The following is a 12,526-nucleotide window of genomic DNA, read 5'->3' on the forward strand; positions in this document are numbered from 1 at the left end:
GCAGCTATATTTCTGCTGTCGGCGGTTCGGATTCATTTTTATAGCGATCGCTTAACAATTTTGTCGTGGCTGCTGCCGATAGAGCGGGACTAGTCCAAAAACCCCGCATCCTCTCGTATTTAAAACTGCGTATCAATTCAACCTGTTCTTCAACTTCTAGATCTTCTGCTACGATTTCCCAATTAAGTCTTTTACCAAGCTCGACCAAAGTAGAAATAATTGCTAAATCCTGTGGGTTGTCTTTTAGTTCTCGAACTAAGTAAGGGTCGATTTTCAAAATATCACAGGACAGTTTTTTTAGCATCTCCAAAGAGTAAAAATCGGTTGCTAGATTGGAAATTGAAATACAAACTCCTAACTTTTTTAACTGCTCTATAGTTTGTTGCGAATATTGAATATTCGCCATTAGCGCAGCTATAGAAATATTTAACTCTAGTAGCTCGGGTTCTAGTTTTGTCTCGGTAAGAATTCTTTTAATTACCGCAGATAAATTTAGCTGCTGAAACTGTATTGGAGAAAGTGCTACTACAGCTTTTATCTCAGGTAGTCCTGACTCTTGCCAAGTTTTATTTTGCCTGCAAACGGTTTTTATAATCCATTCGCCTAAAGAAATAATTAATCCTGTTTGTTCGGCTACTTTGATAATGCTGGTTGCAGAAACTTCACTTAATTCTGAGTGTTCCCAACTAACCGAAACTTTAACCGACTGTATCTCTTTAGTGTCAATGCTAGCCTGGGGTTGATAGCAAAGTTCTAGTTCTTCTCGCTCTACGGCTTTGTACAAAAGTTCTTCAAGCTTTAATAATGTTAAAGCTTGAGAATTTACACTAGAGTTGTAAAATCGATATTTATCATTATCTTTTTGAGCTTGATGAAGAGCTAGATCGGCATTGTTTAGTAAAGCATTTAGTTCGGTTCCATCTTGGGGATAAATAGCAATACCTACATTACTTTTAAGAGTAAAATAATAGTCGCCAATTTTAAAAGGTTCTTTTAAAGACTGTTGGATTCTGTTGCTGACTTTGGCAGTTTCTTCTACTGTATCTACTGGGGTTAATAGCAAAGCAAACTTGTTCTTGTGCCAGCGAACTACTGTATCTCCCAAACGAGAATTAGCACGCAATCTTTCTTCTACATTTGCCAACAGAATATCATTGTTTTCTCGCCCCAGGTTGCTCTCAAATTCTGGCAATAAATCTAGATTGAGAAACATTACTGCCAACAGCTTTTGATATCTTTTGGCATTAGCCACTGCCGAAGTTAGCTGTTGATAAAAAATATCTTTGTAACTTAAATTAGTTTCTAAATAATTTGTAGGTACATAATTTTCTACTGCCAGCCGGTCGATAACCAGACAAAACATCTTACTATTACTGCTATCGATCGCACTAATTTTAATATTAACTTCAAGTTCTGTTCCGTTTTGATGCCGCAACAAACAAGTACCAATCAAACCGATTTTTTCTGCTACGGCTTGTTGTAAATTTGCTGCTAGCTTTTCTGGCTCAAAGCTTAAATCGTATACGGTCATACCTACTATTTCTTCTACGGTATACCCTAGCAGCATCGAACTCATGGGATTGGCTTCAACAATATTTTTGCTTATTTCATCGACAATAATAATTGCTTCGGAAACTTTTCTAGTTACGGTTTGATAAATCGCTTGTTTCGCCAACAGCTTTTTGTCTAATTTTTTTTGCTGAGTAAGATCGACTAAATAACTTCTAATTAATTTGCTATTTGGAAAGTAACGAGCTATTTGTTGATAGGTTTTGTCTTCTATCGCTACTTCTCTAGTCAGAGTACGGTTGTTATTAATATTGCATAAAGAAATCAAATCTTTTAATACGGGATGATTTAATTTTTGCTGCTGAATTGTTGGCAAGACCTCGTTTGCTATTGAGTTTAAGTATTTAATTTGACCGTATAGATCGATGGCGATGGTGGGCAAGGGACATAATTCGGCAAAACTAATAAATTCTGGTTCTGAGTCAGTATTGTAAGTTAACTCGTGAGAAGATGAATATACAGTTTCGCGATCGAGAAGAGTTGTACGACCGTTATTTTGTGAAATTACAGTAGCAGATTGATTTTCAAAAGCCAAACTATCTTCTAGTTTTTCAACGTCAGACAAACTGGCAACAATACGATATCTGGCAGCAGCATCGGCGCTAAATCGAATCATGTCTCCGTCTTTTAGTTCGTGAATTAAACTTTTTTTATCGTTGACTAAAACCCCGTTACGGCTTTTATTACCCTGCAAATCGCCATCTAAAAGCCAATAAGAATACTGGTTGTTTTTTAAATCGGTTCTTCTGAGCAAAGTTGCATGATGACGAGACATTTTTAGACAGGAAAAAATAATATCGTTGCTAGAATGTCGCCCGATTGAATAATTAGGTAGCGTTAACTCAATGGTTCTTCTTTCCGTAGAATCTTCAATTACTAAGATATGGTGAACTTTTTCTGTGTTGACTTGTTGAGTGTTGTAAAGAGATTGTTTATCCATGTTTCTTGAGTAATTGCCAATACTGATGTTCCAGTTATATTAGGAATAGAACTAAAGCCAGCAAAATTTATATTTATTGTTGCCGTGTTAACAGCTTTCGAGTATTAAACTGAAAATGTCAATTTTATTGTTCCCCGAAACTCCGACAAAATATCAAAGTCAGTAAAACTTTTACCGCAATCCTCGATCGCGCGAGGTATGGTTTAAATGTAATAGCGACGATAACCCGATAAAGAACGAGATATCGCCGCTGTTAACTTTTCGATGAACAATTTTTGTTTCAACAGCTAAACTCAGCAGTTAAACTTGACTGTTCGCTGTTCACTGTTAATTGCTGAAGGTATCTACTCAATCGAAAATTACCGTCCGTTAAGAATTACTTTCTAACTGAGCAGTAACAACTCTTAATTTCAGAGAGCGATCGCCGCGTACGACCTCAAACTTCAAACTAGAATTCAAGCCACTGTTTTCCACTAATGTTTGCAGTTCGCTGGCACCAGCAATCGGTTTATCGTCAATCGCTACAATAACATCACCGCGTCGAATGCCTGCTGCTTCGGCAGGAGTGTTAGGCAGAACTCTAACTACTAATACCCCTTCTACTTCAGGAACAAAGAAAGGCGAGTTAGAATCTTGATTGTTCTGTCTGGCAAGTTCGGGAGTCAAAGTGACCATTTGCACGCCAACATAAGGATGGGGAATTTTCTTACCAGCAGCTAGAGTATCTTTTAACGCTTTAACTTTATCTATAGGTATGGCAAAGCCAATTCCATTAGCATCAGCGCGAATTGCCGTGTTAATGCCAATAACTTCGCCGCGTTCGTTTAACAAAGGTCCGCCAGAATTACCGGGATTGATTGCCGCATCAGTTTGCAGAAAATCGATGCGTTTATCGGGGATACCTACCTGTGCTGAAGTGCGAGTCAGGGTACTGATAATACCCAAAGTAACAGTATTATTTAAGCCAACAGGGTTGCCTACGGCAATCGCCCAGTCACCAACTTTCAGGTTACTAGAATTACCCAAAGGAGCAACGGGTAACTCCGATCCTTGAGGATCGATTTTTACTACCGCTAAATCGGTTACTTCATCGGTTCCTCGAACAGTCCCTTCAAACTCTCGTCCATCTTTAAGAGTTACTAAAACACGGTCGGCTTTACTAACTACGTGAGCGTTAGTTAAAATAATGCCGCTCTTATCAGTAATAAATCCCGAACCCTGTCCTCTAAGCTGTCTTTCGGTAGGATACTGTTGCCCGAAGCGATCGCCAAAAAAATCGCGAAAAAAAGGATCTTCAAAAAATGGCTCGACTTTACGAGTAACAGTTCTTTCGGTATCGATCCTGACTACAGCAGGACCCGAACGTGCTACTGCGCTACCGACGAAGTTAGTAGAAGTTTCAGGCTCTACCTGTAAAGCAACTCGCTCTGCTCTTTCTTCTAGCTTCGGCTGGGGAGTGAGTAGAGTATCTGCTTGAGAAGACATTACTCTCAAACCCCCAAAGGTTAAAATGACTCCTAAAAAAAGTGCTGTAAGATGAGTTGCTACTTTACCTAGAAATCTTAGCTGATTCATTGTTGTAAATCGATTGATAAATAATATAGGATACAGGGTTTTCACAAACGCAATGGGAACAAACTCCGCTGTCAAGCGACGAGACCCACAGAGGCTCAGCCCCTAACGGGGGTAGAAGCAAAGCTTTAAAGCGTCGCTAAGACGTGACAGAATGTCTTGCATACGACTATAGCAATTCTCTCTCTCAGTCAGATAGATCGCAATTTCTTACTTTTGTTCGATTACGTATATTAGCGATAAAGTTAAGGTAATTTAACTAAGTAATCGTATAATTACGCAATTTTCATTTTTTGGATGGGAAGCAATTCAATTTCAACTAGTTTTTATGCCATTGACTTTGGTACTAGCAACACAGCAATTGCTCGCTGGAACGCTGCTACTGAACAAGCAGAAATGGTTGACCTGGGAGAACTCTCTCAGTCAATTACCAAGTTACCTCCTTTAATTCCCAGCTTAGTATATGTCGAAGATGCCAGCCAGGAACGAGTTGTGGTCGGACAAACAGTGCGCGATCGCGGTTTGGATATGGTTAATGAGCCACGTTTTTTTCGCAGTTTCAAACGAGGAATCGGTTCGCCCATTCAAGGTTTTTTGCCCCAGCTAGACCAAAAGACTCTTTCTTTCGAGCAGATAGGAGCTTGGTTTCTACACAAATTAATTGTGCAGTTGCAAGACAATACAGAGACAATTCAATCGTTGGTTTTAACCGTACCAGTAGATAGTTTTGAAGCTTATCGCCATTGGTTGACTGGGGTTTTTGAATCTTTAGCGGTAGAACAAATCAGAATCTTAGACGAACCGACAGCCGCAGCACTCGGTTATGATGCGACGGATAAAGAATTACTGTTGGTAGTAGACTTTGGTGGTGGTACGTTGGATCTTTCTTTGGTCAGGCTGGCAGAAAATCCTCAGCCTCAAGGTTTTAAACTTAATTGGCAGCGGATTTGGGGCAACGACAAGCCTCAGAAACCACTAGCTCGCGTACTAGCTAAGGCGGGACAAAATCTTGGCGGTTCGGATATCGATCGCTGGCTGGTCGATTATTTTTATAGTACTCAGGGTTTGCCTAAAACTTCTCTAATCGAGCGTTTGGCAGAAAGGTTGAAAATTAAGCTGTCTTCTCAGTCTTCTGCCTCGGAAGTATATTTTAATGACGAAACCCTGGAAAGCTACGAACTAAATTTAGACCGCGATCGCTTTGAAGACATATTGCGACAGCAGCAGTTTTTCGAGCGGCTAGATGAGTCTATGGAACAGGTAATTCAACAAGCAAGGCGTAATGGAATTGAAGTTGAAGATATTGACGGCGTGTTACTAGTAGGCGGTTCCGTACAAATTCCTGCGGTACGCAGTTGGATCTCTAAATATTTTGACGAAAACAAGCTTTTTGGCGATTGTCCTTATGAAGCTATTGTCAAAGGAGCTTTGCAGGTAGCTAAAAACAATGAAGTTAAAGATTTTCTCTACCATAGCTATGGGATTCGCTATTGGAATCGCCGTCAAAACTGTCATAGTTGGCATTCAATTATTAACACAGGGCAGCCTTATCCCTTAGAACGCCCAGTAGAACTAATTCTGGGAGCTTCAACAGATAATCAAACCAGCCTCGAATTGATTATTGGCGAACTAGGTTCGACAACCAGTGCTACTGAAGTATATTTTGATGGCGAAAGGCTGGTAACTCGCGCCGCTAAACCCGATACGGCTACTGTATTACCTCTCAACGATCGAGATGGAGCTAGAACTATTGCCAAGCTAGAACCACCAGGAAATCCTGGTAGCGATCGGCTCAAAATAGTTTTTGAAGTAGATGAAGGACGATATTTACGTATTTCGGTTGAAGATTTACTTACTCAGCAAACTTTATTAAATCATCATATAGTAGCACGATTGAAATAACTTCATCTGCTGTAATATATACTTAAGTAAACTTATTTAAATTAATGACAAAGGTATATACTCTATTTAATATTTATCGACCGAGTGTGTAAATTTGACACCAAAATAAGCGATACCAAATATATGTATTAAAAATACTTACAAATGTATTTTAAAGTATCGATGGCGGTAAAAATATCTAAGTAGATCCTATGAAAGGTACAAAGCTTACAACACTAATCTACTTAAATGAGGAGTGAAAATGGAACGAATAAATATTTTAAATGTTCCGATTGATAATTGTAGTATGTCAGAGTTGATCGAAAAATTAAAAGTAGGTGGAGTTGTATTTACCCCCAATGTAGATCATTTAGTAAAGCTTCAAAAAGACAAAGAGTTTTATCATGTCTATCAACAGGCAGATTATCGAGTTTGTGACAGCCAACTATTGTTTTTAGCATCACGGTTTCTCGGTCAACCTTTAATTGAAAAAATTTCAGGTTCGGATTTATTTCCTGCTTTTTGTCAATATTATAGTAAAGATAAAAATATTAAAATCTTTTTACTTGGAGGACTAGGTGATGTAGCGGCAAAAGCTCGCCAAAACATCAATACCAAAGCACGAAGAGAAATAGTTGTAGGTTCTTATTCTCCTCCTTTTGGTTTTGAAACGGATGAGGCAGAATGTCAAAAGATTATCGCGGCGATCGCTCGCTCTGGTGCCAACGTTTTAGCAGTAGGACTGGGAGCACCCAAACAAGAAAAATGGATTTACCAGTACAAATCTCAGCTAAAAAATATTAAAACTTTTTTTGCTATTGGTGCAACTCTCGATTTTGAAGCAGGTAATCTCAAGCGAGCACCAAAATGGATTAGTTTGGCTGGTTTAGAGTGGTTTTATCGGCTTTTATCAGAACCCAAACGATTGTGGCGAAGATATTTGTTAGAAGACACTACTTTCTTTTTGCTAATTCTGAAGCAAAAAATAAAGTCTTATTACCACCCAATTGTGACAAAAAAAAGCGGTTTATTTAAAACAGAAAGAAGTAGTTCGACGGGACTGCGATCGCAATAAAAGCAAAAAAAATTTGTCTTTTTTTAGCTCGAATATAAAAATAACAATTATTCCAAGTTCGAGACTCAATCTCTTAAACTTCTCACACCAACCTCACACAGCCATCGCCGCAATACTATTAACAATAAGGATCGTAAACTTTATAAAACTGAAATTTGCTCTACTTGGTAAAACCAGATTGGTTTGAGAAAGTTCTAAGTCAGCAAATATTACGAATAAAAATATAATATCGTTTTGTATTTAATAGCTAGAGAAACAGCGTTGCTAAAATAAGTGCGAGTAAATTGCAACCAGTGTTAGTGATTTTCACCTCTGCTTTTTGACTTAATGATATTTAATTAAGTTTTTTATCGATATCGGATAATTAATAATCGACTTTAAAAGTTTCGTAAAGCTTTGATAAAAATATTAATTTATAAATAGCTAAATATAGCTATATTTTAGGAAATAAGACATACTGGGGGTGTGCAGATGACAAGTGGGAAGAGGAGAGCCAATGTTAGAAAGAATAGTGCTAGCTGCGATTGTAACTTTTTGTGTCTATCTATATTTAAATATAAATAATATAGGAGAAAAACCGCCGAGATCGTCTTTTATTGGCGGTAAATTTACTCACACTCCTAATCTATTAAGAAACACTCCGTTTTTTACTAGGTAAAAACTAGAATTTTCAATTATTGTTGACTATATTAACAGTTAAATAATTACTTATTATTACTGAGGACATCGGACAGATTGTTCGTTCGCTAAAAATTAAGTCGCCGATTTAAGCGCCTCGACAAACAAAGCAGACATGAGTAGTATCGAACAACTGTTAAAAATAGCTATAAACGCTAACGTAACGCATGCCGAAATCTATCAAATTAGAGGACAATCGCGTCAAATATTTTTTGAAGGAAATCGTCTCAAACAGTTAGAAAGTTCTCAATCAGAAGGTACGGCTTTAAGAGTATGGTCGAACGATCGCCAGGGTTTAGCAGTGGCATCTGGATTTATCGAACCAGAAACACTTGTAGCTAAAGCGATCGCACTTTCACAACTAAATCCTATTGAAACCCCTGTCTTAACACCAGGCAGAACCGAAATTCATGCTGGTAATACTATCGATATTTCTATAGAAACACTAGTCGAGCTTGGCTTGACAGCAATTGCCAACTTACGTGATGAATATCCCGAACTAGTCTGTTCGGCAGAATTTGAATGGGAACGGGAAACGACTACTTTGCTCAATTCTCAGGGTTTACGCTGTCAGTACAGCGGAACTTCAATCGCTTACTATATTGGTGCAGAATCGATTCGAGGAGAAGATTTCCTGGGTATATACGACGGTGAATACAGCAAACAGCCATTAGAACTTGACAGTGTCGTTCAAAGAATACTGCAACGATTAGATTGGGCAAAAAACAACGTTACTCCTCCTGTAGGAAAAATGCCAGTCTTGTTTACGGCAAATGCAGCAACTATGCTTTGGGAAACCATTGAAGACGCATTAAATGGCAAAGAAGTTGCCGAAGGTTCTTCCCCTTGGAGCGATCGCCACCAAAACAAAGTAGTCTCAGAACTATTAACTCTTTCCCAACAGCCAGATAAAATACCCTACGATTGTCCCTTTGATGATGAAGGAACGCCTACACAAACTTTGGAAGTAATTGTAGAAGGCGTTTTAAATCGGTTTTATTGCGATCGCGCTACAGGTAGAGAGTTAGGGATCGATACCACTGGTAATGGTTTTCGTCCCGACTTAGATAGCTATCCTACTCCCTCTTTAGTTAACTTGTGTGTTGAACCAGGGAAATATACTTGGAAAGAATTAGTTTCTCAATTAGATACGGGAATCATTATCGACCAAATTTTAGGTGGTGGTGCCGATATTTCTGGTGACTTTTCAGTCAACGTAGATTTAGGCTATCGAGTACGGCAGGGCAAAATAGTCGGTCGAGTCAAAGATACGGCAATTTCAGGAAATGTATATGAGGTTTTAAATCGGATCGTTGCTTTGGGAAATGAATGTACCTGGAATGGCTCTTATTACACACCTGCTTTGATTGTTGAAGAGGTATCGGTTGTGGGTTAGATCGATGAACAGGGAACAGGGAACATTGACCATTAAACATTGATAAATGCTAAATGATAAACGTTTAATGTTAAATGAAATGATCTAATTTGTTCTGAAACGAAATCGGCTAATGCCCAAAGTGAGAACGCTTAAAAATATCAACCCCGTAATTCCAGCAATAGGATTGCGATCGATTCCCGTAATCCACGCAGGAACGCGATCGCTGTATTCGATAAGTTCACCAACGTTGAAAATATAATATCCCCAAACTAAACCTGCATGTATACCTATAGATATACCCAAACGATTATTACAGCGTAGTTTGGCTTTAACTAACGCTATCCCTAGAATTACTAAAGCAGGAAAAGTTACTAGAGTACGAATAATTTCATTTACAGGCTTAATAAAATGCAGTAGGGCAAATAATAAAGCATTTGCCCAAATAGCAATTTTGGTTGGATAATCTCGCCGTAATTCATCCCACAGCCAACCTCGAAATAATAATTCTTCGGCAAGAGCTATTCCTAAAGCACTAAACAAGCCTTCAAGAGTAACTTTAAATAGATTGAGACTGGGAGAGACAATATTTATCCAGCCACAAACAGCTTCTAAGAAAAACAAGCTCAGGCAAAAGCAAAAACCAATCGCCAAACCGTTAGCAAACTCTCGTAAATTAGCAGTAGTTGTTACCAAACCATAATTGCTAAATATGCTGGTTTCTCCATAAACATATTTACCCCACAATCGCCACAAACACAGCAATTCGAGAAACATCAATCCCATAGTTAAAATCGCTGCCAGATTGGGATTATTTTTCAATGCCCAGTATATTGGAATTGCTAACGGCAGCCAAAAAATGGACAAAACACCAGTAAAAATCAATAATCTTACTGGTGCCGATTGCTTGGCGATTTGCGCGTATTTTAATCTTTTAATAACTTAAAATTATTGGAGTATAGCGATTTACTAATATACTCTCGTTCTCATTTTATTCGTCAGGTTCGATAGTGCTAGTCAAACCGTGATTGCCAAGAGTCTCGCAGTAAAATTCAGCGTGTTCTAAAGCACAAGTAATTACTAATCCGATGCCATTAGTATGTGTTTCCATCATAATATTAACTGCTTGAGGCTGAGTCATTCCTGCTACTGTCTGCATTAAAGTTTGCACGACATACTCCATTGAGTTGAAATCATCGTTATGAAGCAATACACGATAACGGGGTGCTAGTTTGCGAACTGTAGAAGTACTACTTTTTTTAATTACAGAAGTTCCAACGGACACGACTTTCTCCTTTTAAATCGAGCTACGGTTAAATAACGGTCTGTTTTCAAATTAAAATTTGTGTTTCAATCTGGGATCGTTCCCACGAATGAATATTTTTTTAAGTTTACCTAATATTATAAAAAGTAATTCTGGCGATCGGAAGCTTAACGAGCGGCATATCATCTTTTTGGCGAGCGTCAAGACAATTCGAGCTAACATAGACAAAATAACAATAAACTTAAATTTACTTAATATCATTATTTTCAGCGACAATGCAAGTAACCTCTCTAGCAAAAACTAGATCTATACCAGGCAACTATTGGCAGTGGCGGGGACATTCGATATATTATGTTCGCGCTGGCGAAAAATCTCAGCCACATCCACCATTGCTCTTAGTTCACGGTTTTGGGGCTTCTACCGATCACTGGCAAAAAAATTTAGCGGGGTTGCGATCGCAATTTGAAGTTTGGGCGATTGATTTGCTTGGTTTTGGTCGTTCTGCCAAACCCGATCTGGAGTATAGCAGCAACTTGTGGCAAGAACAACTTCACGACTTTATCAAAGAGATTATTGGCAGACCAACCGTATTGGCGGGTAATTCTTTAGGGGGATATGCCTGTCTATGTGTTGCTGCCGAATATCAGCAATCGGTAGCTGGCTTAATTTTGCTCAACAGTGCCGGACCTTTTACCGAGACTACAGTCAAAGCCCCAACACCATTTTGGCAAAAAACCGTAGGAGAAGTAACGCGATCGCTTTTATTACAGCCTTGGGCTAGCTTTTTGCTATTTCAATATCTCCGCCGTCGAGAAACTATTCGTCGTACTTTAAAACAAGTTTATCTCGATCCCAATGCTATTACCGACCGATTGGTAGAAGATATCTATCGTCCCTCCTGTGATGTCGGTGCGGCACGAGTTTTTAATTCCGTATTTAAAACTCCTCAAGGAGAAAAGATCGATCTTTTGCTGGGTAGAATGTCCTGTCCCCTACTAATGCTCTGGGGTGAGAGCGATCCTTGGATCGATGCTAGAGCTAGAGGAGCAAAATTTAGAGAATATTATCCGCAGCTTACGGAGTATTATTTAAAAGCAGGTCATTGTCCACACGATGAAATCCCCGAACAAGTCAATAAACTTATAACTAACTGGATTTTAGCTTTCGACAATGGATAATTTGATTGCTGCTTTTGTTAATATTTTGTTACAAAGTAAGTGTAGCTAGATCTTAAAACCTTATGTTTGGTGGCTTTGCTGGTTTCAATAACGATAAAGGCGGTGACTGGGGAGAAAATCTTCTCAATAAGGTTGCTACCAATACCATCCGTCACCTATTTACTCGTAGTGATTTAGTAGAGGTTGAAGTTCGTTGTCAGCCCTCTAGTAAGTTGCTACAAGGTACGATAGATAGTTTTAAAATGAACGGTCGTGGATTGGTAATACGCAAACAATTTCGTACAGAAGAAATGTCTTTTGAAACTGATACGGTCGCTATAGATTTTGGTTCGGTAGTAAAAGGAAATCTTTCTCTCAAACAACCTACTCAGGCTGTTGCTCAAGTCAAACTTACCCAAGCAGATATTAATAAATCTTTTGAAGCCGAGTTGGTTAGAAAACGTCTAGAAAATCTGACTATTGAAGATTTGACCAAAATATCTGGTGGCAAACCAGTTTCCTTTACCGATGTAGATTTACAATTGCTCCCTGATAATAGAATTAAGTTACTGGCAAAAGCTAGCTGGGGCGATCGCAGCATCCCCGTGAGTCTCAACTGTAGTTTGGGAATTGCCAAACGCCGACGCATCGTGTTTGATAACGCTTTATTCGAGCCAAAAGATGTACCAGAAGATCTGCGAGACACTTCAAAAGAATTAACTATTGCTTTAGGTAAAATTCTTAACAAAATGGTAGATTTAGACCGTTTTAACCTCGACGGGGTTAAACTACGCTTAAATAGGCTAGAAACCGCAGGTAAGATGTTGCTGTTTAGCGGATACGCTCAAATCGAACGGGTACCTCAAACTGGATAATAGTTTTCTTGATTTGCTTTAGAGAAAACTTGACTGGTTACAGCGATTATCGGTTGCATAAAATACATTTCGTTCATCATTAGAGCCAAACATAGACTTTTTATTTTTAAATCTAGGTAGTACCTGTCTGTTGTCTATTG

At 38.6% G+C, this 12,526-nt stretch carries 9 protein-coding genes; 5 read left to right on the forward strand and 4 right to left on the reverse strand.

Annotation, left to right across the window (positions count from 1 at the left end; all coding sequences use genetic code 11):
- Positions 1-4 precede the first annotated feature (4 nt).
- Both KV40_RS00275 and KV40_RS00280 read right to left on the reverse strand, forming a co-directional pair.
- Positions 5-2,509, reverse strand: coding sequence for an EAL domain-containing protein (locus KV40_RS00275; protein ID WP_052055207.1), 2,505 nt, complete (start codon positions 2,507-2,509; stop codon positions 5-7).
- Between the two features lie 369 nt (positions 2,510-2,878).
- Positions 2,879-4,084 carry an HhoA/HhoB/HtrA family serine endopeptidase gene (locus KV40_RS00280; protein WP_036476656.1) on the reverse strand — a complete coding sequence of 402 codons (1,206 nt, stop codon included), beginning with the start codon at positions 4,082-4,084 and terminating at the stop codon, positions 2,879-2,881.
- A gap of 294 nt (positions 4,085-4,378) precedes the next feature.
- On the opposite strand from KV40_RS00280, the gene KV40_RS00285 reads away from it, so the two are divergent.
- The 3 genes from KV40_RS00285 to KV40_RS00295 all read left to right on the forward strand — a co-directional run bounded on the left by KV40_RS00285 (position 4,379) and on the right by KV40_RS00295 (position 9,111).
- Positions 4,379-5,983: an Hsp70 family protein gene (locus tag KV40_RS00285; RefSeq protein ID WP_036476657.1), complete on the forward strand. Its 1,605-nt coding sequence runs from the start codon at positions 4,379-4,381 to the stop codon at positions 5,981-5,983.
- 241 nt (positions 5,984-6,224) lie between these two features.
- Positions 6,225-7,037, forward strand: coding sequence for a WecB/TagA/CpsF family glycosyltransferase (locus KV40_RS00290; protein ID WP_052055208.1), 813 nt, complete (start codon positions 6,225-6,227; stop codon positions 7,035-7,037).
- 793 nt (positions 7,038-7,830) lie between these two features.
- Positions 7,831-9,111 carry a TldD/PmbA family protein gene (locus KV40_RS00295; RefSeq protein ID WP_036476660.1) on the forward strand — a complete coding sequence of 427 codons (1,281 nt, stop codon included), beginning with the start codon at positions 7,831-7,833 and terminating at the stop codon, positions 9,109-9,111.
- A gap of 84 nt (positions 9,112-9,195) precedes the next feature.
- On the opposite strand, the gene KV40_RS00300 is transcribed toward KV40_RS00295, so the two are convergent.
- Entirely contained in the window at positions 9,196-9,957 is a 762-nt protein-coding gene (locus KV40_RS00300; RefSeq protein ID WP_253274113.1) for a CPBP family intramembrane glutamic endopeptidase, read from the reverse strand.
- A gap of 124 nt (positions 9,958-10,081) precedes the next feature.
- Entirely contained in the window at positions 10,082-10,375 is a 294-nt protein-coding gene (gene clpS, locus KV40_RS00305; RefSeq protein WP_036476664.1) for an ATP-dependent Clp protease adapter ClpS, read from the reverse strand.
- 254 nt (positions 10,376-10,629) lie between these two features.
- Between clpS and KV40_RS00310 the strand changes: the two genes are divergently transcribed.
- Together KV40_RS00310 and KV40_RS00315 are read left to right on the forward strand one after the other, a co-directional pair.
- Positions 10,630-11,532, forward strand: a complete 903-nt coding sequence (locus KV40_RS00310; RefSeq protein WP_036476667.1) for an alpha/beta fold hydrolase — start codon at positions 10,630-10,632, stop codon at positions 11,530-11,532.
- Positions 11,533-11,594: 62 nt separating this feature from the next.
- Positions 11,595-12,386 (forward strand): DUF2993 domain-containing protein, encoded by a 792-nt coding sequence (locus KV40_RS00315; protein WP_036476670.1) that lies wholly within the window; start codon positions 11,595-11,597, stop codon positions 12,384-12,386.
- The last annotated feature ends 140 nt before the right edge of the window (positions 12,387-12,526 follow it).

Origin of the sequence: Myxosarcina sp. GI1 (assembly GCF_000756305.1) — a bacterium.
Classification (GTDB): Bacteria; Cyanobacteriota; Cyanobacteriia; order Cyanobacteriales; family Xenococcaceae; genus Myxosarcina.

Coding starts and splice junctions, on each gene's coding strand:
- KV40_RS00275 (WP_052055207.1), bottom strand. CDS start 2,509: ATGGATAAACAATCTCTTTACAACACTCAACAAGTCAACACAGAAAAA.
- KV40_RS00280 (WP_036476656.1), bottom strand. CDS start 4,084: ATGAATCAGCTAAGATTTCTAGGTAAAGTAGCAACTCATCTTACAGCA.
- KV40_RS00285 (WP_036476657.1), top strand. CDS start 4,379: ATGGGAAGCAATTCAATTTCAACTAGTTTTTATGCCATTGACTTTGGT.
- KV40_RS00290 (WP_052055208.1), top strand. CDS start 6,225: ATGGAACGAATAAATATTTTAAATGTTCCGATTGATAATTGTAGTATG.
- KV40_RS00295 (WP_036476660.1), top strand. CDS start 7,831: ATGAGTAGTATCGAACAACTGTTAAAAATAGCTATAAACGCTAACGTA.
- KV40_RS00310 (WP_036476667.1), top strand. CDS start 10,630: ATGCAAGTAACCTCTCTAGCAAAAACTAGATCTATACCAGGCAACTAT.
- KV40_RS00315 (WP_036476670.1), top strand. CDS start 11,595: ATGTTTGGTGGCTTTGCTGGTTTCAATAACGATAAAGGCGGTGACTGG.